The sequence below is a fragment of the Komagataeibacter melaceti genome (assembly GCF_003403295.1).
GTDB lineage: Bacteria > Pseudomonadota > Alphaproteobacteria > Acetobacterales > Acetobacteraceae > Komagataeibacter > Komagataeibacter melaceti.
In genome coordinates this window covers 1-25,730 of sequence record NZ_QUWV01000002.1, presented here as the reverse complement: position 1 = coordinate 25,730, position 25,730 = coordinate 1, and the positions used below count along the sequence as shown (strand labels likewise).

Genomic DNA, 25,730 nt, shown 5'->3' with positions numbered 1-25,730 from the left:
CCGTTCGCCCCCCGGTCCGGCGCGTGGCCGGGCGGGGGGACCATGCGGCGCGCGGCGGTCGCCCCGCCGTGGCGCACCCAGCGCGCCATGGCGCTGGCGGTCAGTGCCTCGCCAAACAGGTAGCCCTGCATCACGTCGCAGCCCAGTTCTTCCAGCAGGGCGCACTGGCGCAGGGTCTCGACCCCTTCGGTCACGACCGTCATGCCCAGCCGCCGCCCGATCTCGATCACTGCCGTAGCCACCGCGCGCTCGTTGGGGTCGTGCTCGAGGTTGGTGATGAAGCTGCGGTCCATCTTGATCTCGGTCAGCGGCAGTTGCGTCAGCCGCGAGAGCGAGGAATAGCCCGTGCCGAAATCATCCATGGACAGCCCGCAGCCCAGCTTGCGGATGGCGTGCAGCACGTCCATCGTGTCGGTGCAGCATTCCATCATCACGCTTTCGGTAATTTCCACCGTCAGCCGCGCGGGGGTGAGGCCATGCGCCTCCAGCAGTGCGGCGATGGTGGCAGGCAGGCCCCGGTTGCGGAAATGCATGGCCGACAGGTTCACCGCAATGGCCGGCACATGCACGCCCGCGTGGTCCCACCGGGCCATCTGGCGGCATGCCTCGGCCAGCGCCCAGTGGCCGATGGCCTCGACCTGCCCGGTTTCCTCCGCCACGGCAATGAAGCGGGTGGGAAAGATGTCACCCAGCCGGGGGTGGTGCCAGCGCGCCAGCGCCTCCACCCCGGACAGTTCCAGCGTGCCGGTGCGCACCTGCGGCTGGTAATGCAGATGCAGCAGCCCGTGGGCCAGTGAATCGCGCAGCGCCGCCCCCAGCACCAGCCGGTCCTGCGCCATGTGGTCGCGCGCGCCGCCCGCCATGCGGAAACCGCCGCGCCGGTCCCTGCGCGCCAGCCGCATGGCGGTATCGGCATGGCCCAGCAGGGATTCACTGTCCGGCCCGTTGCGCGGGAAGGTGCTTATGCCCATGCTGGCGGTCAGCGTCAGGCGGTTGTGGTCGATATGGAACTGCTGGCCCACGGCAGCCAGCAGCGTGCGGGCCAGGGCGGGCACCTGATCGCCCGTGCATTCAGGGGCGACGACCACGAACTCATCCCCGCCCGAGCGGCTGATGGTGCAGCCTTCGGGCGCGGTCATGCGCAGGCGCTGCGCGATCTCGACCAGGCAGCGGTCGGCCACGGCGTAGCCCAGCGTGTCGTTGATGTCGCGGAAGCGGTTGATGTCGATCATGAACACGGCAAAGTGGCTGTTGGCCGCCTGCGCGATCATGTCGGTCAGGACCTGGTGCAGCGCCGTGCGGTTGAGCAGGCCGGTCAGCGTATCGTGCCGCGCAAGCTGCCTGATCTGCGCGCGCGTGGCCTGCCGCTCCAGCGCCAGCGCGCAGAACGGCGCGCACGCCCCCACCAGCCGCTGCGGCCATGCGCCAAAGCGGCTGTCGTCACGCAGGTACACCGCAAAAATGCCCACCATCTGCCTGTCCGGCCCGTGTACCGGCGTGGCATAGCATGTGTGCAGCCCCAGCGAGCGGCATATGGAGCGGCAGTTGTCCCACGCCAGCCGCCCGGCATGGGACGGGGTAGTGGCCAGCATGTCACGGTCGGCAGGCGTGGGGGCGGTGTTGCGCAGCGCGTCGCGTATGCGCGGCGGCAGCGACGGCGTGGCGATCACCTGCCAGCGCGCATGTTCCCCATCCACGAACATGAGGGCCGCCGCACTGCCGGGCAGGAAGGATTCCACCTTGCGGCAGATCAGGTGCCCCACATCGTCCAGCGCCATGTCACGGGTCAGCGCATGGATCACCTCGGCCTGAAGGCTCAGGATGCCGGTGCGGCGCATTTCCTCGGTCATGTTCTTTACCACGGCTACGTGGTAGGTCTGGCCCCTGCCCCCCAGCCGCACGCGCGACAGGGTCAGTTCGCCACACACATGCTCGCCATCGGGGCGGGTGAACGCGACCTCCCGCACGGGAAGTGCATCCCCGGTCACATCCCCCATGGCGGGGCGTTCGCCCTCATGGCGCATGCACAGCGGGATCAGGCAGGTCACGTCGCGGCCCATGATGTCGTCCCGCGGCAGGCCCCACAGCGCCTCGGCGGCATCATTGTAGAACACGATCCTGTCATGTTCATCAAAGATCACCAGGGCATCGACGGCCTGCTGTAGCGCGGGCAGCAGGATGTCGGTGGTAAGGGCGGTCGGCTCGCGCATCTGCGTACGGTCTTTCATGGTGTTTTCCGGGCGTCGTCTCACCGCATGCGGGGCCGGGGCGCGGGCCGGGCCATGCCGGTCATGGCCATGGGGGCGCGCGTAATCATGCCAGCCCCGGTATCACGGCCCGGGCGGCGTGCGCGATGGTATGGGCTGCTTTTGCTCTCGACAGGGCCAGGGCGCTCCATAATGGTCGTGCGTTCCACCACGGCGGGGCCGCTGGCGGAACCGTGCGCGGGCGCTCCGTGCGCCGACGCACCACCGCTTACATCAAAACCGCATGATCGTGACATGGCTTACCTGATCACATTCTAACCATATTACATGCCGTCGGTCATGACATTGTATATATTTAAGATCATTTAACATTAGATTAATAATAGCCACGCACCCGGAACATTATGGCACCGGAATATTACAGCACGCCCCGGTCCATTACCGGCCATCATGCCCCCTTCCCCCTGAACGCCACGTGCAGCCCGCCCGTTTCCCCCCGGCGGGACAAGAGGCCGTGATCCGCCGCTCACGCCCCACCGGCGCGCTGCGCGCGGGCGAACACCTTCAGCGCCGCGCGGATGCGGCGTATCGGGCCGGACCAGTCCAGCGGCCGGTCCTGACGGTAGATGCGCAGGCTGTCATACCATGGTGAGTCCGTGCGCCCCGTGATCCAGCGCCAGCACTGGTCGTAGCGCGACAGCATCCATACCGGCCGCCCCAGCCCCGCCGCCACATGCGCGGTGGACGTATCCACCGCCACCACCAGGTCCAGCGCGCAGATCAGGGCCGCCGTATCGCTGAAGTCATGCAGCAGGTCGGTATGGTCGATCAGCTTCATCCCGGCGGGCGGGGTGCGGGCCTGCACGCCGTCCGGCCCGACCTGCAGGCTGTAGAACACGCTGCCCGACACCACGCGGCCCAGCGGGGCGAAGGTGTCCAGCGTGGTGGAGCGGCGGCGGTTGGCCTGCTCGGCGGCGCGGACCTCGGGGTGGGGCGCGCCCGCCCAGACCAGCCCGATACGCAGCGGCCGCCTGCCCCCCTTGGCCACCGGCTGGTCGGCCGCCACGCGCTCGCGCCACCACGCCACCTTCTCCGGGTCGGGCACGAGGTAGCCCGCCGCCCCCGGTATGGTCGCAACCGTGGTGCCCAGCGCGAAGGGCAGGCTGAGCACCGGGCATTGCAGGTCGTGCGGGGGGATGGGGTCATCCTCGGTAATGAAGGTCTGCTCGGGAAAGGAGCGGCCCAGCAGCGCCAGCAGCGGGCGGCGCACACGCACGATGGTCCGCCCCCCACGTGCCGCGGCCTGCGGGATGAAGCGGGCGAACTGGATCATGTCCCCGAACCCGCCCTCGGTGTGGATGAGCAGGGTCCGGCCCTCGAAGTTCTCGCCCTTCCACTGCGGCACGTCCATGCCATAGGCGTTGGAGCTGTGGGTGGTCCAGCGCCACTCATATTCCCTGAACCCGTTCAGGTAATCCCCCGCCGCCAGCAGCGACAGGGCGTAATTGGTGCGGGTCTGTTCGTTCTCGGGCGTGAGGCGGGAGGCGGCGGCGTGGAACTTCCATGCCAGCTCATGCTCGCCCCGCCTGTCCAGCGCCACCCCCATGTTGCTTATGGCCAGCGCGTGTTCGGGGTTGCGCTCCAGGCATTTGCGGTAGGCGGCTATGGCATCGTCATAACGCTGGAGCTGGAGCAGCGCGTTGCCAAGGTTGCACCACCCGTCGGTCAGGGTGGGGTCCAGCACCAGCGCGCGTGAGACGAGTTCGTACGCCTGCTCGAAATGCCCCAGCGCGGTCATGACCCCGGCGTAGTTGCTCAGGGTGCGGGCATCATCGGGGGTGTGGGCCAGGGCTGCGCGGTAGGCCTCGGCCGCCTCTTCAAGCCTGCCTGCAAGCTGGAGCGCCTCGCCACTTCCCGCGGGCTGGGCGTGATCGCGCGCCGGGGGGGATGTGGGGGGAAGTGCAGCATGCGCCATGACGTGGGAAACCTGTTATCTGCCAGAACCGGAAAAACCCGGTGCGCCATTAGACCACGCCGGGCGGGTACAGGGCCATAACCTACATCACTTTTCCTGCCCATGGCCCGGCAGGCCGGTCAGGATCATGGCATGGGCGGGGCGCGTGGCCGCGACATACAGGAGCTGCTGCGTTTCCAGCACGCTGGTCGCGGCACGGCGGGTGATGTCGCCCACATCCACGAACACGCGGCCGAACGTGCTGCCCTGCGCGGTATGCACGGTCATGGCATAGACCGCCTGCAACTGCCCGATGCCACGGCGGAACACGAAGCGGTGCTGCCAGCGCGCGCGGTCCTGCGCCGCCTCGCGCCGGAGCCTGCGCTCCACCGCGCCCATGTCCGCGCCGGGGCGCAGGATGGGCACGGCCGCTTCCTCCCCCGCCAAGGTACGCAGCACCACGTCATGCACCGGCAGTTCCGTACGCCACCCCCCCACCTTGGACGTGGCGGGAAAGGCATGGCGCAGCATGGCGGGGCGGATGTCGGCTATCTCGGCTTCCTCATTGGTGGCGATCAGCACGCGCCGCCCTTCGGCATCCATGACCGGGGCGCGCACGATCACCCGCTCACCCGCCACGAACGGCGTGGGCGTGTCGCCGCCATGCACCCACTGGCGCACCATGCGGTTTACCGCCTCGACCCGCGCATTGGTCCAGCACAGGTAACGGAAGGCATCGCTGTCGGCGCGGAATTCGTCCGATGTAAAGGCGCGCTGCATCCATGCCTGCGGCGTGCGCGGCACGAACAGCCCCGCGCCGTTGTGGTGGCTGGCCCGGCACCACGACCAGTCCAGCGGGCCGCCCTGGCTTTCGCGTATGGTGGTGGCGGCGGCGACCAGCGGGTTATCGGCGGCCTGCCTGACCACGGTGCTGAGGTGCGAGGCCGAGCGGATGGCGAATGACGGGCTGATTGCCTCGCCCACCGGGGGAAGCTGCGCGGGGTCGCCCACAAACAGCACGAAACGGTCGGGCACCAGTTCACGCACCCAGCGCATGAGTTCGGAGCCGACCATGCTACATTCGTCAATGATGATGACATCGGCCGTGATCGGTTCGGGCCGGTCGGCGCGTTGCAGCACCTCGCGCCCTTCCCGCGCGCCGGGCTGGAGCGAGAGGACGTTGTGGATGGTGCGGCACGGCGCGAAACTGCCCACCCGCGCGCGCAGCACGGCAGTCGCCTTGTGCGTGGCGGCGGTGAACACCACTTCCGCCCCGCCCCGGCGCAGCGCGCGCGCGACCTCGCGCATGAGCGTGGTCTTGCCCGTGCCCGCATAGCCGGTCAGCAGGTGCGTGGCCGAGACCCCGCGCGCGGCCAGTATCTCACCCAGCGCACGCTCCTGGCACGCGGTCAGGACGGTGCGGGACATCGGGGCGCGGCGTAAGGCATGGGGTGGGCGGGCTTCCATGTGGCGGATGGGCCAGTCATAGGACGCGGGACGGGCGGCGGCCAGAAAGAAGTTTCCGGTAACGGTTTTTCAAGGCGGGTCAGGCAACGTCGCCTTTTTGAAAAAAGGCGGCACCCAAAAACTTTTGTTATTTTAAGTCAGTCATTTAGGTCGGGTCAGGCGCGCCGCACCCCGCCAACCCAGACCTCGCGCACGTCCAGATCCCGGCCCATCACCACAAAATCCGCCCGCCGCCCCGGCAGCAGCGCGCCACGGTCATGCAGCCCCAGCCACCGGGCGGCATGCGTGCTGACCAGCCCCGCCGCCTGCGGAAGCGACGCCCCCGCCGCCACCGCGTTACGCAGCGCCACGTCCAGCGTCAGCACGCTGCCCGCCAGCGTGCCATCAGGCAGGCGGGCCACGCCATCGGCCACCATAACGGCCTGCCCGCCCAGTTCGCTCGGGCCATCGCCCGCGCCCGCCGCGCGCATGGCGTCGGTCACGAATACCAGCCGCCCCCCCATCATGCGGTGCGCAAGGCGGAACAGCGCGGGGTGGACGTGGTGGGTGTCGAACACCATCTCGGCACAGGCGGCATCGCTGCACATGAGCGCCGTGGCCGGGCCGGGGGCGCGCGCGGTAATGCCGGGCATGGCGTTGAACAGGTGCGTGCCCCCCAGGCTGCCCCCTGCCCCGCACACGCGGCACAGGGTGCGCTCCGTCTGGTCATGGTCCGCCAGCGTATGGCCGATGCTGACCCGTATCCCCGCCTGCACGAAACGGTCGATGGCGCTGTCGGCGTGTTCGATCTCGGGCGCCAGCGTCACCACACGCACCGCACCGGTGCTGATGGCCGCCTCCACCCGCGCGGGCGTGGGAAGCAGGGCGAATGGCGGCTGTGCGCCAAGGCGGTGCGGGCTTATGAACGGCCCCTCCAGATGCGCGCCGGCAATGTCCGGGCCAGCCCCGCCCCCTTCGCGCATGACCGCGGCTACGGCATGCAGCGCGGCCATGACATCATCCCACGGGGCGGTAATGGTGGTGGGCAGCAGCGTAGTGGTGCCGTGCGCCATGTGAAAGCGCGCCATGTGGCGGATCGCGTCCGGGCCATCCATGGTGTCCGCCCCATCACCGCCATGCACGTGCCCGTCAATGAAACCGGGCAGGATGTAGCGCTCCGGCACGCCGCTGCCGGGGGTGACCCCGCCAATCAGGCTGCCAAAGGCAAGGCTGCCGGGCATGATCCGGTCGGGCAGGACGATATGGCCATCAATATTCACGCGGTTACATTCCGGTGCCGACGCGGCGCGCACGCCGCCACGCGGGGGGTCAGGACGCCACCAGACCGACGGGCCGGTAGGCGGCAAGCCACTTGGCCAGTTCATCGGGCGGCAGGGGTTTGGAGAACATGTAACCCTGCAGCACGTCACAGTCCATTTCCGCCAGCAGGCGGCGCTGTTCCTCGTGCTCGACGCCTTCGGCCACCACGGTCATGCCAAGGCTCTGGCCGATCCGCACCGCCGCCATGACCACGGCGCGTACCTTCGCCATGCTTTCCAGTCCCTGCAGGAAGCTGCGGTCGATCTTCATTTCGTTCACAGGCAGGCCCGCAAGGCTGGACAGGCTGGAAAAGCCGGTGCCGAAATCATCCATCGACATGCCAACCCCCATGTCACGCAGCGTCTGGACCATATGGATGGTGCGCTGGTAGTCGTCGATCATGGTGCTTTCGGTAATCTCGATGGTCAGGCGGCCCGGCGGCACGCCGGTTTCCTCCAGCAGTCCGGCCACGAAGCCGGGCAGCGCCGCATCCCGGAAATGCAGGGGCGAGAGGTTGACCGACACGATCGGCACGTCCACCCCGTCCCTGATCCACCGGGCCATCTGCTCGCACGCCACGCGCAGCGACCATTTGCCAATGGCCTCGATCTGGCCGGTTTCCTCCGCCACGGCAATGAACCGCGCGGGCGAGACGAAGCCCAGCGTCGCATCCGTCCAGCGCGACAGGGCCTCGACACCATACAGGCGGCCGGTGCGGGCATCGACCTGCGGCTGGTAGAACAGGCGCAGGCGGTTGCCTGCAATCGCCTCACGCAGGGCGGCGGCCAGGATCAGCCGGTCACTGGCCTGCTGGTTCATGCTCTGGCTGAAGAAGCTGCACCGCCCGCCGCCATCGGCCTTGGCCTGGAACATCGCACTTTCGGCGTTCTTGAGCAGGGTCTCCCCGTCCTCCCCGTTTTCGGGGTGGACGGCTATGCCAAGGCTGGCGGACAGGTTGACGCGCACGTCGCCCACGCTGGCCGGGGTCTCGAACGCACGCAGGATGGCCGCGCCAAGGGTGGAGGCATGCTGCTGCTCCCCACTGGTCACGATGGTGAACTGGTCGCCGCCGCTGCGCACCAGCATGTCGTCCGTGCCGATCAGTTCACGCAGCGTGCTGCTGATATGCGCGATCAGCCCGTCACCCGCCGTATGGCCGAACAGGTCATTGATGTGCTTGAACCCGTCCATCCCCACCACAACCAGCATCAGGTGCCCGCGCCCGGGGCGGCGCATGAGCCGTGGCAGGTTCTGGCGCAGCCAGCGCGTGTTGGGCAGGCCGGTCAGCATGTCAAAATCGGACAGGCGGCTGATATGCTCCTCCGCCTCGTGCCGCTCGATGGCCAGCGTACACAGGTGCAGGCTCGTGGCCACGGCCTTCTGGCAGGCGGCGTCCGGCATCGCGCCGGTGCGTGAATAACAGGTGAACACGCCCGCAACCCGGCTGTCGCGCATGATGATGGGCGTCGCCACGGCGGCCTTTATGCCATGGCGCAGCGTTGCGTCACGCAGCCCGTCCCAGTGCGGCGCGGTGGCGATGTCGGGGCTTTGCGCGGTCATGCCGGTGCTGGCGGCCTGCGCCGAGCACGCGGCGTCGGGGCCGACCGGCAGGCCGTCGTACAGTTCAACCAGCGGCAGCGGCAGCCCGGCATGGCCCACGCATTGCAGCCGCCCGTCCTCACGCGTCAGGTAAATGGCGGCCATGATGTCGGGCACGTGCTGTTCGATGCGGCGGCAGATGAAGTCCATCACCTCATGCAGGCCAAGGTCGCTTGAAATCGCGGCCAGCGTGTCGCGTTGCAGGCTGTCGAGGAAATACTGCTCGGTAATGTCGGTCAGCACCACCACGATGTTCTCGATCTCGCCATCGCGGCCCAGCACCGGGTTGATCGCGGCGGATACCCATATGTCGCGCCCGCTGGCGTGGCGCACGCGGATTTCCATCACGCAGCCCCGCGCGGTGCGCGCGCTTTCATGCAGGCGGTTCAGTACGTCGATATCCGTGGTGCTGCCGGTCAGGATGACGGAAAGCCCGTGCCCCGTCACCTGCTCGACCCCGAAGCCGAACAGGTCGCTGAAGGCGCGGTTGACGTAGATTATGTGGAAATCCGGGTCCAGAATGGCCACGCCACGGTCGGTCTCGCGCGCGACGAGGGAGAGCAGGCGGATCTGCTCGCGGTCGTTCACTTCCTGCGAGATGTCACGCACCAGCGCCATGTACCCGATCTTGCCCCCCACCGAAATGCGCGAGAGCGACAGGCTGGCCCATAGGCTGGTGCCGTCAAAGCGTTCGACCTGCACCTCGCGGCTGGTGCCGACAATGCGGTTGGTGCCCGATACGCGGTTGTGGTTGACCAGTTCATCGTGCGAGGCGCGGATGCTGCGCGGCACCAGCACGTTCACGTTGCGGCCGATCACCTCCTGCCGGGTACAGCGCCACAGGTTTTCCGCCGCGCGGTTGAAGAAGGTAATGATGTTGCATTCATCAATAATGACCACCGCCAGGATGGTCTGTTCCAGTGCAGGCAGGACCGTTATCTGTGCGTCATTCATCACATCACGGGGCATCTGACTGTAGGACTCCGGGTATTGCGCAACACAGGACACGGGACTGTATGCTGCTTTCGCAATAAACGCCTGCAATCACCGTATTCAAAATGGCCAGTATGGAACTGGATAGGTCGATTCCTATTAACAAACGGTATAGGGGCTGTATATGGCCAAAATTATTGTACGGATGATACATGTATGCCACCCCGCGCGGCCCGCCCCCTGTCCGGCTGCGCAACGATATGTATTGTGACACCGCGCCTTTACCCGGCATACTGGCCGCCCCGCTCACACCGGAAAGATAGCGGAATGGAGCGCCGATGACCGGATATGACATTTTGTGGCAGACCGCCATCGTGACCCGTAACGCCATTGTGTTATGCCTGTGCATATGGGCGGTCATGCGGCTTGCCATCTGGGTTCTGGACTTTTTCTATGATCGTGACGAAGAACCACCCACGTAAACGTGAACGGAACCCGCCTGCTGACTGACGGTATGTTAACCCCGCTTCATGTCCGGGTGGCCAGCGCCCCCTGCCCGCATGGGGCGCCGGGCAGTCCCTGCGGCGGTGGATACCACCCCGCCTGTTCCGCATGCAGGAGCCGTTATGCCAGTTCATCCAGACAACACGGTCGTATCGCCCGCAGTGCCGGCAGGCGGCCCGCGCCCCCATGGGAGACCGCCGTAACCGTATGACAGGACCGTATGATAGGCAGGGATGACATGCCCGGCAGCGCGCCGGCGGGGGACGAAGGGATACAGCCCCATGGGTGGCTGCTGGCCTGTGACGGGCGGCTGGAACGCGTGCTGCGCTGGTCGGCCAACGCGCCCGCCCATCTGGGCGTGCCCGACCTTGCGGTCGGGATGAGCCTGCGCGAGGTGATCGGCCGGGAGGCCACGCACAACATCCGCAACGCCCTTGCCACCCACCGCGAGGCCCATCGCAGGCCCGCCCTGGTGTTCGGGCAGGACCTGCCCGCGGGCGGCTGCTATGACGTGGCCATCCACACCGCCGCGGGCGAGATCATGCTGGAGTGGGAGGACACCGTGGGCACGGGCAGCGACGGGGCCTACCTGTCGCTGCTGCGCACCATGATCGACCGCATCCGCGAGATTTCGGAATTCGGGCAGCTTTTCCGCACCGTGGTCCGGCTGTTCGCGGGGGTGCTGCGGTACGACCGGGTCATGCTGTACCGTTTCGCGACCGATGGCTCGGGCAAGGTGGAGGCCGAACACCACGGCCCCGACCTTGAAAGCTTCCTTGGCCAGCACTTCCCCGCCAGTGACATGCCGCCGCCCGCGCGCAAGCTGTACAGCACCAACCTCATCCGCGCGATATGTGACATCAGGGCAAGGCCCGTGCCGCTCGTCTCGCCGCCCGGCATGGCGGCGCCCGACCTGTCGCACACCCACCTGCGCCAGGTCGCGCCCAGCCACTGCGAATACCTGGGCGGCATGGGGGTGCAGGCCTCGCTTTCGGTCTCGCTCATGGTGGACGGGACGCTGTGGGGCATGATCGCGTGCCACCACTACAGCGCGCGCGTGCTGAACATGAACGAGCGCATCGTCGCGCGCATGTTCGGGGAGTTCCTGTCACTCCAGATCACGAACCTGCTGCGCACCAAGCGGCTGGCCATGACGCGCCAGACCCATGCGCTGATCGAGACCTTCCTCAAGGGCGCGGCCCCGGTGGCGGACATGCCCGCCTACCTGATGGGCCACCTGAAGGAGATGCTGACCTTCGTGCAGTGCGATGGCGCGGCACTGTGGGTGGGCGGGCGGTGGACCTATAGCGGCGCCCACCCCCCGGCCGACGCCATGGACAGCCTGCTGGAACTGGCGCGCACGCAGGCGGGCACCCAGATCTGGCACACCTGCCGCATCAGCACCTTCATACCCGACGCCGCGCGCTACGTGGCGCAGGCGGCGGGCATGATGATCGTGCCGATCTCGTCCCAGCCGGGGGATTACCTGCTGGTGTTCCGCCGCGAGGTGGTCCGCACCCTGAAATGGGGCGTGGCCCCCCATGTCACCGCCCCCGCCACGGTGGAGGACGGGTATTTCGGCCCCCGCACCAATATCGAGATCTGGACGCAGGAAGTCACGCGCGAGAGCCTGCCATGGGCGGCGGAGGAAGTGGAGGCGGCAACCCTTGTCCGCTCCGCGCTGATCGAGGTGATGGGGGCTTACCACCAGTTGCAGCTATGCGAGCGCGCTACGGCCGACCTGCGCCAGCGCATGCTGAACGAGGAGCTGAACCACCGCGTCAAGAACATCCTGTCGGTGGTGCAGTCGCTGGTCAGCCAGCCCATGGCGCCCGACACCACCGCCGCGCAGCATGTCGAGAGCCTGCGCGGGCGCATACGCGCGCTGGCGCTGGCCCATGACCAGGCCGTGCGCAGCGAGGGCGGCGGCCTGCTGCGCGCGCTGCTGGATGCTGAACTTGCCCCCTATCGGGAGCGTTCCTTCATAACCTGCACCGGCCCGCACATATGGCTGACGGGGCAGTCGCTATCGGTGCTGGCGCTGGTGGTGCATGAACTGGCCACCAACGCGGTCAAGTACGGCGCGCTGCGCCAGACGCGCGGGCGGCTGGACATAAACTGGACCTATGACACCCGGCGCGATGAATGGTGCATAACATGGCGCGAGACCGGCGTCCCCACGATCACCCCCTCCAGCCGCCGTGGCTTCGGGTCCGTGCTGATCCGGCGCGGTTTCCCGCATGAGCTGGGCGGCACCACGCAGGTCGATTACCGCCCCACGGGCCTGTTCGTAACGCTGAACCTGCCCGGGCGGCATGTCAGCATCGCCCCCGCAACCCATACCGGGCCGGAGGTGGAGGCCATGCCCCCGCCCCCCGCCGCAATGGAGAAGAAAGTGCGTGACGCCGATATCCTGCTGGTGGAAGACCAGTTCCTGATCGCGATGGAGGCCGAACAGGCGATAGAGGAAACCCGCATTGGCAGGGTCCGCACCGTGGCCTCGGTTTACGAGGCGCTGAAGGCCATCGGCAACCGGGTGCCGGATGTGGCGATACTGGATGTGAACCTGGGCGGGGAGAACTCCATCGCCATTGCCCGCGCGCTGCGTGAGCGCGGGGTGCCCTTCATCTTCGCCACCGGCTATGCCGACCGCACCCTCATCCCCCCCGAGCTGCATGACGTGCCGGTGGAACGCAAGCCCTACTGCGCAACGGCGCTGGCGGAGAAGATATGCCGCATGCTCTCCCCCCACGACACGGGCAGCACCGCCCACGGGTAAGGACACGCGGCATGACATGCTCCCCCGCCCCGCTGTCATACGCGCCAATGGCCCGTAAGCTACTGACCTGCGCACTACTGGCCTGCGCCACCCCCGCCGCCAGCCACGCCGCCGTGCCGGTGGAGCGGCTGCACACGCCACCGGGCTTTCACATAAGCCTTGTCTCCGATCAGGTGCCCGGCGCGCGGGCCATGGCGGTGGGCGCACGGGGCACGGTGTTCGTGGGCAGCATGGGCGCGGGCCGGGTCTATGCCCTGCGCGGGGTGGGCGGCGCGGGGCCGGTCAGGGTCAGCACCATCGCCCACGGGCTGAACCTGCCGGTGGGCGTGGCGTTTCATGATGGCGACCTGTACGTGTCCGACATGACGCGCATCGTGGTGCTGCGTGATATCGAAAACCACCTCGACACCCCGCCCCGGCCCGAACCCGTGGGGGCGGACCTGCCGTACAGGCCGGGCGACCATTCGTGGAAATTCATCGCTTTCGGGCCGGATAACCGGCTGTACGTGCCCATCGGCGCGCCATGCAACATCTGTGATGTGGGCCATGAATTCGGCCGCATCATCAGCATGGCCCCCGACGGCACGGACCGGCGCGACGTGGCGTACGGCATCCGCAACTCGGTCGGCCTGGCGTGGCAGCCGGGCACCGGCACGCTCTGGTTTACCGATAACGGGCGCGACAACATGGGCGATGACGTACCGGCCGATGAACTGAACCGGCTGGACAGGGTGGGCCAGTCCTTTGGCTACCCCTACTGCCATCAGGGCAACGTGCCGGACCCACATTTCGGCCACCTGCATGCCTGTAGCGAATTTACCCCGCCCGTCCTGCTGCTGGGCGCGCATGTGGCCGCGCTGGGGCTGCGGTTCTATCAGGGCAACCAGTTTCCCGCTGCCTACCGGGGCAATGTCATGATTGCCGAACACGGCTCATGGAATCGTAGCCAGCTTGCGGGCTATCAGGTGGTGACGGTGCATTTCGGCGCAAATGGCGCGCCACAGCCGCCCACCGTGCTGGTCAGCGGCTTCCGTCAGGGCCAGAGCGCATGGGGCCGCCCGGTAGATGTCCAGCCCCTGCCCGATGGCAGCATGCTGATAAGCGATGACCAGTCCGGCGCGATCTACCGCCTGACCTACGGGGCTGCGCCATCAGCGCCGTAAATGATACCATGCCATGGAGGATCGCCATGCCCATCCGCCCTGCCCTGCTTTCCGCCTGCCTGCTGGCCGCGCTCGCGCCATGCGCACTGGCCGCGCCACCGCCTGCGGCCCCCGCGCCGGGCACGCCGGATGCGCCGCAGCGGTTCTACCGGCATTTATGGACGGATGATAAGGGCATAAGCCATATCTCGACCTGCCCGGTGCATGACTTCTTCCTGAAAAGCATGTCGCCTCCCGCCGGCCCCCAGTGGCAGGACCCCATGCCGCCACAGATGGCCACCATCATGGTCACGGTGCAGCCCGCGCACTGGAACGGCGCATGGCACCCCGACCCGAAACCGCAATGGATCATCCCCCTGCAGGGGAGCTGGTACGTGCGCGCCATGGACGGCACCCGTGTCGAGATGGGCCCCGGTGACATCCTGTTTGGCGAGGACCAGAACGTACGCCCCATGCGCACCGGCCCCTACCGGGGCAGGAAGGGCCATGACGCGGGCAATATCGGTGACGGGCCGGTGACGCTCATGGTCATCCAGTCGGCCAATGCGCCCGTCGCCAACCAGCCCTGCCGTTACCGTTAGAGCTACCGGGCGCGGAAGCTTTTTGAAAAAAGCCTCGCCCAAACGTCCCTATGATCACAGGGTGTTCCGTAGGCTGGCTTTTCAAACAGTCTCTTATCCACAGATTCCGGGGATAGTCGGAAAGATAACCCTGTGGAAAAAACCTGCATTTCCTGATTTCCGCTGTATTTACAACAGGTTTTGAAAAGGCCCTGCATTCCTGCCCCCGCCCGCGCTTTGGGGCTGTACAGGCTGGCGCATTGGCGCGATAATGGATCGGTTCTGCAACAGATCAGGGGTCCCGATCCAGATGGGTGAATTCGTCATATGCGGGCATGTGCTCAATCCCGCCAGCGCCCGGCATGTCACCATGGCGCGCCAGGTGCTGCATGTGGGGGCGGATGGTGTGATCGTGGCCAGCCATGCCGCAGGCACCGCCGCCGCCACGGCCGTGCTGGATGACGCGGCGCGGCGCGGCGTGCCGGTGCATGAACTGGCGCCCGCGCAACTGCTCATGCCCGGCTTTGCCGACCTGCATGTCCATGCCCCGCAATGGCCGCAGATGGGCCGCGCGCTGGACCTGCCGCTGCGCGAATGGCTGGAGCAGCGCACCTTCCCGCTCGAGGCCCGCTTTGCCGACCCGGCCTTCGCCGCCCCGGTCTACGAGCAGATGGTCACCACCCTGCTGGCCAACGGCACCACCACCGCCGTATTCTTCGCCACCATACATGAGGAAAGCAGCCTGACACTGGCGCGCATCTGCCTGCGCCACGGCCTGCGCGCCCATGTGGGGCTGGTGGCCATGGATGACCCGGCCCTGTGCCCGGCGGACTACCGCAACCCCTCCATCGCGCAGGCGCTGGCCGCGTCCAGCCGCTTCATCCATGCCGTGCGCGCCCTGCCCGGCAATGAAAACGCACTGGTGCGCCCTATGGTGACACCGCGCTTCATTCCCGCCTGCACCGACGGGCTGCTGCACGGCCTTGGCGCGCTGGCGGCGGCGGAAGGCTGCATGATCCAGACCCACTGTTCGGAAAGTGACTGGGAGCATGATTACGTCCGCCAGCGCATGGGGGTGAACGACACCGTGGCGCTGGACCGCTTCGGCCTGCTGCGGCGCGGCACGGTGCTGGCCCATTCATGTTTCATGACCGCCGAGGACATGGCGCTGGTGCACGCACGCGGGGCCGCCATTGCGCACTGCCCGTTATCCAACGCCTATTTTGCCGGGGCGGTGCTGCCCCTGCGGCAGGCATGGCAGGCGGGTGTGCATGTGGGGCTGGGCACGGACATATCGGGCGGGTATTCGCCATCCGTGGCGGTCAACGCGGCCATGGCCGTCACCGCCGCGCGCATGCTGGACACCGGCAACGACCCCGCCCTGCCCGCGGCAACCCGCGGCCGCACTGATGCGCGCCTGACCTTTGCCGAGGGGCTGTGGCTCGCCACACGCGGCGGCACCGATGCGCTGGGCATCACGGCGGGCCAGCTTGCGCCGGGCATGGCGTTTGACGCCATCATGGTCGATCGCGCCGCACCGGGCAGCAACATCATGCTCCCCCCCGCCGGAGACCCCGACCACACGGCCGAGGATATTGCCCAGCAGATCCTGTGCAACATGGGCCGCCCCAACATCCGCACCGTCTGGGTGGCCGGACGGCGGGTGCATGGGGCGGAAACACCGTAAACCGGAGATATTTCTCTATTTCAGGTAAATGGCCATGTATTTACAATATACAGCCATTTACCTTCACGCTTCCTGCCCCGGCATATATGCTTTATGGCCGGGGCAGTACATTATGGAAATGCGGAACTGGCGCAGGAAAGCACGCCTGCCCCGATCAGAACCTGAAACAACCCAGGAAAGTATCAGGAACAAGCGGATCACATGGCGCATCCAGCGGTGTCGGGAACACCTCATCGCTGTATTCCAGATTGTACATTGACCTGTTCACAAATGTAAATTCCGAAACATTCGGCACAATTACATTGGCAATATTCGTCGATGCCGCATAATTATTGGCATGGACATGCACCAGCGCAAAATGATCGGTAATGTTTTCCAGTGCGATCTGGGTCTGACGCCGCCATTCCGGATAGAACATCCATTCAAAGGCATGAAACTCCCCGGTAATCTGCGCAATGCGTGACAGGAAACGGGGATTGGTCGTTTCAAATACGGGCCACTCATAGTTTTCAATATCTATTTTCAAAAAGATATTCGGGCGCTCAGGCCCTTTGTCATATCGCATGATAAGAGAGCCCAGACTCTCGGATACATCACTTGATACGCCTGAAATCATTTTCTTGTTGAAAATCAGTCGGTCATCATCGGGGCATGGGTCTTCCACCATATGATCAGACTGGAAAACCCGCAGGCCACGGTTCGCAACTGCGATGTCCCAGCTCGGGTTTTGCTCAATACCAAATGAAAACGCCGTATCCAGATCACGGAAGTCATCAACACAAATATAACCGTCATCGTGCTTGCTGCCGATACGAACCTTGTCATGGCCGAGAACCCGGTGCGGACGCAGTACCGCATGATGTTTCTTACATAATCCGCAAGTTCAAACATATCCTGTTCGGGAGGGCACACTCCAGACATTGTTGAATATATTCCTATCGTGCAGAATATATTATGTATCATAACTTAATTATTGCACAGCATTTTGGTCAGGACAGGTATGAAAATTTCTGGCCGCACTCGATGCGGCCCATAGTCAGGCACTCCGCATCCAGATAGACGGCAAAATTGCTGTTTGAGCCTATACCACAGCTTTCCCTATCATCAGAAACAAAAATTGATTTTATGAAAGTTTTTATATATCAACTAATGAAAGTGACGGTTATTGCGAAGGTACTGTATATAATATGTTAATTTCGGAACAAGTCGCAATCGTTCCTGTTGGAGTGTCCTGCCTGAACGGCTTCCAACTGGATAGATGCGCCTCCTTTTTAGGAAACAGGTTTGGGGTTGATTTCAAGATCAGTTCTTCATTCTTCAAATGGGTCATTCAGGACCCCCGTTATATCGGAAAATTTTTCGACGTATATGTAAGAAGAAAGAAAAATATTTCCAGTAAAGACCTTGGTATCGAGAACGGGGGTCTGAAGTGCACATACCTGAAAGATACCGTAACCTGGTTCATGCACGACTATCTTGGCGAGGGACCTGAACAGGCCTGCCCTGATGGCACGGAAGAAGACCGGATACAGCACGTCGTTTCAAAGTATAATTACCTTCTGGAAAAAGTCAGGAAAGTCGCCTCCGTTCCAAAGCGCTATTTCATATTCGGCAATGGCGACCTTGGCCCCCTTGATTGGGAACTTTACCGGAAAGGTTATTTTGGCTGGCGCTTTTCAAAGCATGACGTAGAAAACCTATGTGATTCAATCAACAAGGCTTTTCCTGAAGGGGAAAACCATTTTATTTTCGTGGCGAGCAACAGAAACATCATCAGGGATCTGGACTGCTGCCACATCTTTGTAACGGAGGATTCACACGGTTTCCCGGATCTTGAACCCGAGTGGGATGTCATTTTTTCCAACCTGCCGGAACATGCCTGCAGCCGGGCCGATATCGCCGCGAGAAATATAACATACCTGTCGAAATTACAGGCCCAGGTCGCTTGAATACACGTCACACAGCCCTTCAATAAGTGTGCGGGATGAATTCGTGAACCGATCGGGGGATGTATTTGATGTCAATGCCCGCGACTGCAATTTCCTGTGGGGACCATATATACGGCTGGCCACGGGTTTTTATGAGGCATCCGTTCATTTCGTCCCATATTCCTTTCATGGGACCATGAGATTCGATGTAACCAGCGATTTTGCAAACAACGTAATAGTTGAAGCAGATTTTGATTATGACAGGGTATTTCTGGACTGGACGGCGCGCCTCAGGTTCAAGGTGGGAGAAGACCTCCACAACATGGAGGTTCATCTCTCAACAACGGGCCACTTCCAGGGAAAAATAAGTAAAATATCAATCCGGAAAGTATAGGCTCACGCCCCGTAAGGCAGCGTGCAATCACGGCCAGCAGGATACGATTTCATGTAACGGCACATATGCCCCATGCGGTGAGCGCATGGGACATATGTGGTCTTGCGGCCGCGCTATGGCAGCCCGTTCACGCCCTCCAGCGCCCAGTTCCAGTGGTAGAGTTCGAGGTCGTTCATCACCTCGCCCGGGGCAAGGCGCTGGTTGCCGTGCTGGTCGCGCATCGGGCCGACAAAGGGGGACCACCCGTTCATGATGCGCGTGCGCACGGCGTCCGCCTGGTCGCGCACTTCCTGCGGCACGCGGCGGCCCCAGGGGTCGCGGTCCACGCCCTCGCCCATTTTCAGCAGTTGCGGGACCGGCCGCCACGTGCCCGCCAGCCGCGCGCGGATCTGCGCAATGTAGAACTGCGCAAAATCCAGCACGACCGACGCCACATACGCATCCGGCCCGAACTGGCGGATGTCCTTGTTCCACATGGCCGCCCACAGCCCGCGCTCCTGCGCCACGTGCAGGTAGCCTGCCTCGTCCATGATGCCGAACAGGAAGTCACACCCCTTGTCCGCCAGCGCGTTGGCGGCCTGGATGGCGGCCTGCGGGTCGAACCAGGCGTTGATGGTGATGACCTGCATCGTCGCATCGGGGTTGACGGTGCGCGCGCCCATGAGCAGCGCATTGGACCCGGCATAGGCCGAAGGCAGCGGGAACGCGCCGATGAAGCCCAGCTTGCCCGTCTTGCTCAGCAGCCCCGCCGCAACACCGATCACGTAGCTGACATACCAGTGCGCGATGTAATACCAGCTTACGTTGCGCTGCACGGCCCGGCCATCGCACTGCACGAAGGCGGTGTCCGGCGCGCGGGCGGCCACATCGGTCAGGAAGTCACCGTAATCCGCGCCGGTCATGACCATCTGCGCGCCCTCGGCCACGAATTCACGCAGCAGGCGGGTGGCATCGGCGGAATAGGGCACGCTTTCCACATACACCGTGCGCAGCCGGGGGAAGGTCCGGCGCACCGCCTGTAGCGCGACGTGGTGCATCTCGGTCCAGCCGCCATCGCTGATCGGGCCGACATAGCCCATGGCCACCAGCGCGTCCTCCTCCGCCACGGGGGGCAGCGGCGGCATGCTGGCATAGGGGGCGGCCAGGGCCTCGAGTATCGCATCGGTCCCGGCGGGGCCTGCGGCACGGCCCGGATGTGGCATGAAACCGGCGGAAAGAGCGGCACCCGCGCCCGCCAGCAGGCGCCTGCGTGGCAGGATCATGCCCCCACCTCCTGCACGAAGGAAAGGACATGCGCCACCGTGCCCTCGGGGTCCGCCACCTGCGGGGCGTGGCCGGTGGGCATGCTGACAACCCGCGCACCGGGCACGAGGGCCTGCATGCGGCGCTGTACCGGCAGGATGACGGAGCGGTCCTGCGTGGCCTCGACATACAGCCGTGGCACCGTGCCGAAGCGGCCGGGGGTGAGGCGCGCGCGCAGGTCCAGCCCGCCAATGCCCTGCGGGGTGAGCCTGCGCGATGCGGGAATGGACACATCGGGCGGGCAGTCTTGCAGGAAGATGGCGACTGCCGCCTCAGGCGGGACAACGGACACCACGCCCGGCTCGGGCCAGTCCAGCCACGGGTTGATGCCGGTGGCCAGCGGGTGTTCGGGCAGAACCTGCTCGACCACCTGGCCAAAGCCCATGGCGTCGGGCAGCATCATGCCCGCCAGATAGACGATGCCACGCACGCGGTCGGGCGCATGTTCCGCCACGGCGGAGGCCACGACCCCGCCGCCCGAATGGGCCACCAGCGTTACCGGCTGGCCGATCGTGTCCATGACCGACACCACATGCGCCACATAGGCCGCAAGTGTCGCGTCCCGCGCGGGCGTGCCGTCCGCCCCGTTGCCCGGCAGGTCAACCGCATGGGCCGCAATGCCGGTGCGCCGTGCCCATGCGGCCAGAAAGGCCTGCCAGACCCAGCTTCCCTGCCATGCGCCGTGGATCAGGATGACGGGTGTTGAACCTGAAGCGCCGCTCATCGGCCATAGGTCCGGTCGTACATGGTGCGCAGGTGGTCTTCCACCGTAACGGGTGGCCAGAGCGGGCTTTCCCCCGGCTCGAGGCAGCCCGGCAGGCAGGCCACCACCTGGTCGGGGTTGCCGGTGTGGAAGAACGGCACGGAATACCGCTCATGCCCCGAGGTGTTGATGACCCGGTGCAGCGTGGAGCGGTAGCGGTTATTGGTCCAGCGCGAGATCATGTCCCCCAGGTTGACGACAAAACTGCCCGGAATGGGCATGGCGTCCAGCCACGTCCCATCGGGCGCGCGGACCTGCAGGCCGCCGCTATCATCCTGCAACAGCAGCGTCAGGCCGCCAAAATCGGTATGCGCGCCTGCGCCCTTCTGCCCCGGCGGGGACTGGGCGGGCTGGGGCGGGTAGTGCAGCAGCCGCAGCGTGGTGAGCGGGTCGTGGCAGAAGGTGGCGAAATAGTTCTCGTCCAGCCCGAGCGAGAGCGCGATGCCGCGCATCAGCCGCTCGCCCAGTTCGGTCATGGCGGCGCTGTATTCCATCATGACCCGATGGAACTCCGGCATGTCGCGCGGCCACTGGTTCGGCCCCTGGTTGAAGCGCCCTGCCCGCACGGCGGGGTCATCGGCCGGTTTTTCGGGGCCGATATAGAACCCTTCCTTCAGGTCGGGCGGCGCGCCGGGTTCCAGCGTCTGGTCACGCAGCGGCTCGTAGCCCCGGTTGCAGGTGGAGCGGTTCTTGTTGAGGGCTTCCTTCTCCGCCTCGGGCAGGGCGAAGAACGCGCGTGACTGCGCGAACACCGCCGCGATCAGGTCGGCCGGTATGCCGTGGTCCACGCAGTAGAAAAACCCCATGTCGCGGCAGGCGGCATGCAGCGCCGCCCCCACCTGCCCGCGCGCGGCGCGTGATGGCGCGCTCAGGCCCGCCACCGATATGACAGGCAGGCCCTGCCATGCCGCGGCGCGTGACTGTTCCGTCATTCCTTACTTCCCCCGGTTGTGTATCCATAGGCCCCGCGCGGGCCACCCCCTGCGGCCGCGCGCGGTGTGTGGTCGGTCATTCAGTGCAACTGCTGTATCCGCCGCGCCTGCGCCGCGTGCGCGCGCAGGATGTCCGGCAGCCCCGTCAGCCGGGGTTCACAGTTTTCCACCAGCACGCGGCCATTGACAATAGTGGTATGCGCCGTGGCCGGGCCGCAGCGCAGCCAGGCCTCGACCGGGTCGGTCATGGCCCCGGCCAGCGCGACATCGCTCATGTGCCACAGCACCAGGTCGGCGCAGGCGCCGGGGCACAGGTGGCCGATCTCGTCCGCCCAGCCCAGGCAGGCGGCGCTGCCCCGGGTGGCCATGTCCAGCGCATCACGCGCGACCATGGATTCAGGCCCGTTGCGGCCACGCCCCACCAGCATGGCGTTGCGCGTTTCCAGCCACATGGATGCGCTGTCATTCGCCGCGGCACCGTTGCTGCCCACCCCCACATGCATGCCGCGTGCGCGCAGGTCCATCGCATCGGCCGCGCCGCCATCGGTCAGCATGCCCGCGCCGGGGCACTGCACCACCGCAACGCCCGCGCGCGCCATACGGTCGATCTCGTCCGGGGCGGCGTATATGTAGTGCGCAAGCCATGTGCGCGGCGTGGCCCAGCCCATGCGCTCCAGATATTCGGTGGGCGTGCAGCCATGGACATTGAGGCAGTATTCATCCTCATCCACATCCTCGGCCAGATGGGTGTGCAGGCGCAGGTTGTAGCGTTCCGCCATGCTGACGGATTCACGCATGATCCGCGCGGAGACAAGATACAGCGCCGCCGGCCCCAGCGCCACGCGCCCCATCGCGCCGGGCCGGGGGTCGTGGTGCAGGTGGACCAGGCGTTCACAGTCCGCCAGCACGGTGTCCTCATCCTGCACGATGGCGGCGGGGGCGAGACCACGCCCGGCCACCGTGCGGGTAATGCTGCCGCGCGTGGCGTAGAACCGCAGCCCGACCTCACGCGCGGCACGGAACTGCGCATCGGTCAGTTCCGGGGCGGGATGGGCGTAAAGCTGGTCCATGGATGTGGTGCAGCCGCCCAGCAGCAGTTCCACCATGCCGGTGCAGGTGGCCAGGTACACCGCATCGGCATCCAGCATGGCCCATAGGGGGAACAGCTTTTCCAGCAATGTGAACAGGCTGCTGCGCGTGACCGGGGCATAGGCGCGGGTCAGGTTCTGCCACATGTGGTGGTGGGCGTTGACCAGCCCCGGCGTGACCAGCCGCCCGCGCGCGTCAATGACCTGCCGCGCCGGTGGGCAGGGCAGTTCCGGCCCGCCCACGGCATGGACCCGGCCGCCGTCTATGGCGATCCAGCCATCGGGAATTTCCCAGCCGCGGTCGATATACAGCCAGGCGTTGCGGAGCAGGATGTCAATCATTACTTCGCCGTTCCATTCCCGCAGGCTGGCAGGCCGGTCTTACCCCGCGCGGTGGCTGGAACTGTGGTCATTCATCACCCGTAATGATTGGCCCATGGCGTTGTGATACGGACCATGCCATCACGAAACTGGCATGTCCATATGTAAAGGAACGCATGCCCCATGAAATATATCTTAAAGAAGCCTCACATTACAAATAAATAACATTTCGCGCGCGGCGATCGGGAATTCACGCCGCCAATGCAAATCATATATATGCACAAGTATATTTATGGTCATGTTGCGCAGGCCGGATTGCAGGCGGCTTATTACATCACGCCCGCCCCCGCCGCGCGGCAGGGGGCGGGGTGCGGGCCGTTGCGCGGGCCATGGGCGCGTGGCATCATGTCATGACACCTGTGGTGGCCAGCCGGTATGCGCCGGGCGTGGCGATGCGCCGCCACGGGCATCGCATCATCGCGTCCCCCGCCATGGGGCGGGGCAACCGGACACGGGGGGGCATGTGGCCCCGCACAGGCGGAACCTGGGGATATGCTGGTTCACAAAGGGGCATCGCGCAGTATCGGGACCGACCTGCGGCTTGGCTGCACGCTGGCGGCGGTGGCGGCGGCGGTCAATGTCAGCGGCTTCATGGTTACGGGGTATTACTGCGCCAACATGACCGGCAACCTGTCCGCCATGGCCATAGACATGGTGACGACGGAGCGCGATGTCCTGCCCTTTGTCGGGGTGATCTGCGTGTTCGTGCTGGGCAGCATCGCGGCAACGCTGCTGGCCAGTGCGGGGAACAGGCGCGGCATCCCCGCCATCCATGCCCGCGCGATCTTGCTGGAGGGCATGCTGCTGGCGGCGCTGGGCGTGGTGCCCATGCTCATGCCGCCGGGACGTGGCGCGGGACTGCTGGCTTACGGCATGGGGTTCCTCATGGGGTTCCAGAACGCCACGGTCACGCACCTTTCGGGCGCGCGGGTGCGGACCACGCACATGACCGGCATGCTGACCGACCTTGGCATGGAACTGGCGCTGTGGTTCGACCACCGCCGCACGGGCAACAGGTGGGAGGGTGCCACGAATGTGCGCGAACGCCTGCGGCTGCACGGGGCGATCATCCTGTCCTTTGGCCTTGGCGGGATCGCGGGCATGGTGCTTGAGGCGCGTTACGGCACGGCGGACCTGCTGCTGATGGGGGGGCTGCTGGTCGCGCTGGCGCTGCCCGCCGTGGTGCGCGGCACGCGGCAGGGTGCGTAAGGGCGCGCCCGCGCTGGATGTGCGTTGTGAATGTTCCCCTTGAATGGCATCGGGTGCCATATTATTGCTGGCGGCGGAACATGGAGCATGCAGCATGACGGAACAGACGAAGGCCACCGAATTCCTTGCCGCCAGCGGCGTTGCGTTTTCGGTGCATGATTATGAATACGCGCCCGGCGGCGGGCTGATCGGCATGCAGGCGGCGTCGTCCATCGGGGTGGACCCGGCCTGCGTGCTCAAGACACTGGTGGTGGAGGTGGACCGCAAGACCCCGGTCTGCCTGGTGGTGCCGGCCGACCACAAGGTGAACTTCAAGAAGGTCGCGGCCCTGTTCGGCGGGCGCAACGCGCGGATGATGAGCCCGGAAAAATCGGCTGAACTGACCGGCTTCCGCTCCGGCGGCACCAGCCCCTTCGGCCAGGCGACGCAACTGCCCGTGGTGCTGTCGGACACCGCCATGGCCCAGCCCAAAGTGTATATCAACGCAGGCGACCAGGGGCTTGTGGCCTGCCTGGCCCCGGCGGATGCGCAAAGGGTGGTCGATGCCCGCGTGGCCGACATCTCGGCACCTCCCACCCCGCCCGACGCGGCGCAGCCAATCAAAAATTAACCTTTCGCGCCCATTGTATCCCCCGACATGACAGGGACAGGGATACATGATGGCTGTTTCCTCGGGTAATGCGGAAACGGCAGTCGGATGGACCGCTTTCGACCCCGCGTGGTACCGCGCCCGCCACGCGGCGGTTCTGGATCTGATGGACATCCCCACGGACCAGCTTCACGATTTCTATGCCGAACACGGCGTGGCCCTGCGCCATTCCCCCAACGCGTTCTTTGATGAGGAATGGTACCTCGCCACCTACCCCGATGTGGCCCGGCAGGTGGCGCAGGGCACATGGCGCAGCGGGTTCGACCACTACCTGACCACGGGCCTGCACACCCACAGCCCGCACTGGCTGTTTGACGAGCACGCCTATCGCGCCGCCTATCCCGACATTACCCCGGCCATGCTGGCGGCGGGCGGCTACCGCAATGGCTACGACCATTACCTGCGCGTGGGCGATGGGGAGATGCGCAGCGGGTCGTGCTTTTTCGACCCCGCCACCTATCTCGCCACCCTGCCCCATGGCGGGGCGGAGGCGGCTGCGCGGCCATATGCGGACTGCCTGCTGCGCGGCATGGCGGCCCGGCCATGGCAGGGGCTTTCGGCCTATTTCGATGCCGGGTGGTATCACGACACCTACCCCGAGGTGCAGGACGACGTGGCGCAGGGCCGCTTTGCCAGCGCGCTGCACCATTACCTGTGCAACCCCACCCCCATGGCGTTCGACCCCGGCCCGTTCTTTTCGGAATCGTTTTACGCCGCCGTCAACCCGGACGTGCTGGCCGCGATTGAAAGCGGGGCGCTGCGTAACGGCTATGCCCATTTCCTGCGGGACGGGGTGCATGAACAGCGCAAGCCGTGTTCGGCGCTGGATCTGGCGGACTACATGCGCGACCCCGCCGTACAGTCCGACATTGCCACCGGCCGCGCGCGCGACGGCTTTGGCCACTACCTGACCGCCCGCCCCGACCTGCGCC

Annotated in this window: 21 protein-coding genes and 1 pseudogene; 11 read left to right on the top strand and 11 right to left on the bottom strand. The window is 65.6% G+C overall.

Annotated features, from left to right (window positions below; genetic code table 11):
• The 6 genes from DY926_RS00405 to DY926_RS00380 all read right to left on the bottom strand — a co-directional run.
• Positions 1-2,228, bottom strand: a 2,228-nt coding sequence (locus tag DY926_RS00405; protein WP_241502967.1) for a sensor domain-containing protein, incomplete at its 3' end; no start/stop codon positions are given.
• A gap of 20 nt (positions 2,229-2,248) precedes the next feature.
• A complete protein-coding gene (locus DY926_RS00400; RefSeq protein ID WP_116701566.1) occupies positions 2,249-2,503 on the bottom strand; it encodes a hypothetical protein in 255 nt (84 codons plus the stop codon).
• Positions 2,504-2,733: 230 nt separating this feature from the next.
• On the bottom strand, positions 2,734-4,182 hold the full coding sequence (locus DY926_RS00395; protein ID WP_116701565.1) for a tetratricopeptide repeat protein: 1,449 nt from the start codon (positions 4,180-4,182) through the stop codon (positions 2,734-2,736).
• Between the two features lie 87 nt (positions 4,183-4,269).
• A complete protein-coding gene (locus DY926_RS00390; RefSeq protein WP_116701569.1) occupies positions 4,270-5,589 on the bottom strand; it encodes an ATP-dependent DNA helicase in 1,320 nt (439 codons plus the stop codon).
• 194 nt (positions 5,590-5,783) lie between these two features.
• Complete coding sequence (locus DY926_RS00385; RefSeq protein WP_116701564.1) at positions 5,784-6,887, bottom strand: N-acetylglucosamine-6-phosphate deacetylase; 1,104 nt, start codon at positions 6,885-6,887, stop codon at positions 5,784-5,786.
• Between the two features lie 49 nt (positions 6,888-6,936).
• A complete protein-coding gene (locus DY926_RS00380; RefSeq protein WP_116701563.1) occupies positions 6,937-9,495 on the bottom strand; it encodes an EAL domain-containing protein in 2,559 nt (852 codons plus the stop codon).
• A gap of 302 nt (positions 9,496-9,797) precedes the next feature.
• Here DY926_RS00380 and DY926_RS17185 point away from each other — a divergent pair, with 302 nt between their 5' ends.
• The 5 genes from DY926_RS17185 (at position 9,798) to DY926_RS00360 (ending at position 16,152) form a co-directional block, all read left to right on the top strand.
• Positions 9,798-9,941: a hypothetical protein gene (locus DY926_RS17185; RefSeq protein WP_158551893.1), complete on the top strand. Its 144-nt coding sequence runs from the start codon at positions 9,798-9,800 to the stop codon at positions 9,939-9,941.
• 260 nt (positions 9,942-10,201) lie between these two features.
• Positions 10,202-12,742 carry an HWE histidine kinase domain-containing protein gene (locus tag DY926_RS00375; protein ID WP_116701568.1) on the top strand — a complete coding sequence of 847 codons (2,541 nt, stop codon included), beginning with the start codon at positions 10,202-10,204 and terminating at the stop codon, positions 12,740-12,742.
• Positions 12,743-12,789: 47 nt separating this feature from the next.
• On the top strand, positions 12,790-13,905 hold the full coding sequence (locus DY926_RS00370; RefSeq protein WP_116701562.1) for a PQQ-dependent sugar dehydrogenase: 1,116 nt from the start codon (positions 12,790-12,792) through the stop codon (positions 13,903-13,905).
• A gap of 26 nt (positions 13,906-13,931) precedes the next feature.
• Positions 13,932-14,486 carry a cupin domain-containing protein gene (locus tag DY926_RS00365; protein ID WP_116701561.1) on the top strand — a complete coding sequence of 185 codons (555 nt, stop codon included), beginning with the start codon at positions 13,932-13,934 and terminating at the stop codon, positions 14,484-14,486.
• Positions 14,487-14,775: 289 nt separating this feature from the next.
• Positions 14,776-16,152: an amidohydrolase family protein gene (locus DY926_RS00360; RefSeq protein ID WP_116701560.1), complete on the top strand. Its 1,377-nt coding sequence runs from the start codon at positions 14,776-14,778 to the stop codon at positions 16,150-16,152.
• Positions 16,153-16,306: 154 nt separating this feature from the next.
• Here the strand turns inward: DY926_RS00360 and DY926_RS00355 are convergent, their stop codons facing one another.
• Complete coding sequence (locus DY926_RS00355; protein WP_116701559.1) at positions 16,307-16,819, bottom strand: FkbM family methyltransferase; 513 nt, start codon at positions 16,817-16,819, stop codon at positions 16,307-16,309.
• Between the two features lie 520 nt (positions 16,820-17,339).
• Here DY926_RS00355 and DY926_RS16955 point away from each other — a divergent pair.
• On the top strand, positions 17,340-18,101 hold the full coding sequence (locus DY926_RS16955; RefSeq protein ID WP_148707723.1) for a hypothetical protein: 762 nt from the start codon (positions 17,340-17,342) through the stop codon (positions 18,099-18,101).
• A 43-nt stretch (positions 18,102-18,144) separates the two neighbouring features.
• Positions 18,145-18,474, top strand: coding sequence for a hypothetical protein (locus tag DY926_RS16950; protein WP_148707722.1), 330 nt, complete (start codon positions 18,145-18,147; stop codon positions 18,472-18,474).
• Between the two features lie 113 nt (positions 18,475-18,587).
• Here DY926_RS16950 and DY926_RS00345 read toward each other — a convergent pair whose 3' ends face one another.
• From DY926_RS00345 to DY926_RS00330, 4 genes are all read right to left on the bottom strand, one after another.
• Positions 18,588-19,736 (bottom strand): BMP family ABC transporter substrate-binding protein, encoded by a 1,149-nt coding sequence (locus DY926_RS00345; protein ID WP_116701557.1) that lies wholly within the window; start codon positions 19,734-19,736, stop codon positions 18,588-18,590.
• A complete protein-coding gene (locus DY926_RS00340; RefSeq protein WP_116701556.1) occupies positions 19,733-20,500 on the bottom strand; it encodes an alpha/beta fold hydrolase in 768 nt (255 codons plus the stop codon). The genes DY926_RS00345 and DY926_RS00340 overlap by 4 nt, the downstream gene beginning before the upstream one ends.
• On the bottom strand, positions 20,497-21,471 hold the full coding sequence (locus DY926_RS00335) for an isopenicillin N synthase family dioxygenase (RefSeq protein WP_116701555.1): 975 nt from the start codon (positions 21,469-21,471) through the stop codon (positions 20,497-20,499). The genes DY926_RS00340 and DY926_RS00335 overlap by 4 nt, the downstream gene beginning before the upstream one ends.
• An 80-nt stretch (positions 21,472-21,551) precedes the next feature.
• On the bottom strand, positions 21,552-22,901 hold the full coding sequence (locus DY926_RS00330; RefSeq protein WP_116701554.1) for an amidohydrolase family protein: 1,350 nt from the start codon (positions 22,899-22,901) through the stop codon (positions 21,552-21,554).
• Between the two features lie 255 nt (positions 22,902-23,156).
• Between DY926_RS00330 and DY926_RS17180 the strand changes: the two genes are divergently transcribed.
• The 4 genes and pseudogenes from DY926_RS17180 to DY926_RS00315 form a co-directional block, all read left to right on the top strand.
• Positions 23,157-23,294, top strand: a complete 138-nt coding sequence (locus DY926_RS17180; protein WP_158551892.1) for a hypothetical protein — start codon at positions 23,157-23,159, stop codon at positions 23,292-23,294.
• Positions 23,295-23,432: 138 nt separating this feature from the next.
• On the top strand, positions 23,433-24,149 hold the full coding sequence (locus DY926_RS00325; RefSeq protein ID WP_116701553.1) for a YoaK family protein: 717 nt from the start codon (positions 23,433-23,435) through the stop codon (positions 24,147-24,149).
• Positions 24,150-24,243: 94 nt separating this feature from the next.
• Positions 24,244-24,759, top strand: coding sequence for a YbaK/EbsC family protein (locus DY926_RS00320; protein WP_116701567.1), 516 nt, complete (start codon positions 24,244-24,246; stop codon positions 24,757-24,759).
• Between the two features lie 46 nt (positions 24,760-24,805).
• Positions 24,806-25,730 (top strand): annotated as a pseudogene (locus DY926_RS00315) (glycosyltransferase); the annotation flags it as partial.

Coding starts and splice junctions, on each gene's coding strand:
- DY926_RS00355 (WP_116701559.1), bottom strand. CDS start 16,819: ATGGTGGAAGACCCATGCCCCGATGATGACCGACTGATTTTCAACAAG.
- DY926_RS00340 (WP_116701556.1), bottom strand. CDS start 20,500: ATGAGCGGCGCTTCAGGTTCAACACCCGTCATCCTGATCCACGGCGCA.
- DY926_RS17185 (WP_158551893.1), top strand. CDS start 9,798: ATGACCGGATATGACATTTTGTGGCAGACCGCCATCGTGACCCGTAAC.
- DY926_RS16955 (WP_148707723.1), top strand. CDS start 17,340: ATGTTAATTTCGGAACAAGTCGCAATCGTTCCTGTTGGAGTGTCCTGC.
- DY926_RS00345 (WP_116701557.1), bottom strand. CDS start 19,736: ATGATCCTGCCACGCAGGCGCCTGCTGGCGGGCGCGGGTGCCGCTCTT.
- DY926_RS17180 (WP_158551892.1), top strand. CDS start 23,157: ATGCACAAGTATATTTATGGTCATGTTGCGCAGGCCGGATTGCAGGCG.
- DY926_RS00360 (WP_116701560.1), top strand. CDS start 14,776: ATGGGTGAATTCGTCATATGCGGGCATGTGCTCAATCCCGCCAGCGCC.
- DY926_RS00375 (WP_116701568.1), top strand. CDS start 10,202: ATGCCCGGCAGCGCGCCGGCGGGGGACGAAGGGATACAGCCCCATGGG.
- DY926_RS00390 (WP_116701569.1), bottom strand. CDS start 5,589: ATGTCCCGCACCGTCCTGACCGCGTGCCAGGAGCGTGCGCTGGGTGAG.
- DY926_RS00320 (WP_116701567.1), top strand. CDS start 24,244: ATGACGGAACAGACGAAGGCCACCGAATTCCTTGCCGCCAGCGGCGTT.
- DY926_RS00335 (WP_116701555.1), bottom strand. CDS start 21,471: ATGACGGAACAGTCACGCGCCGCGGCATGGCAGGGCCTGCCTGTCATA.
- DY926_RS00365 (WP_116701561.1), top strand. CDS start 13,932: ATGCCCATCCGCCCTGCCCTGCTTTCCGCCTGCCTGCTGGCCGCGCTC.
- DY926_RS00370 (WP_116701562.1), top strand. CDS start 12,790: ATGGCCCGTAAGCTACTGACCTGCGCACTACTGGCCTGCGCCACCCCC.
- DY926_RS00325 (WP_116701553.1), top strand. CDS start 23,433: ATGCTGGTTCACAAAGGGGCATCGCGCAGTATCGGGACCGACCTGCGG.
- DY926_RS00400 (WP_116701566.1), bottom strand. CDS start 2,503: ATGTCACGATCATGCGGTTTTGATGTAAGCGGTGGTGCGTCGGCGCAC.
- DY926_RS00380 (WP_116701563.1), bottom strand. CDS start 9,495: ATGCCCCGTGATGTGATGAATGACGCACAGATAACGGTCCTGCCTGCA.
- DY926_RS00395 (WP_116701565.1), bottom strand. CDS start 4,182: ATGGCGCATGCTGCACTTCCCCCCACATCCCCCCCGGCGCGCGATCAC.
- DY926_RS00330 (WP_116701554.1), bottom strand. CDS start 22,901: ATGATTGACATCCTGCTCCGCAACGCCTGGCTGTATATCGACCGCGGC.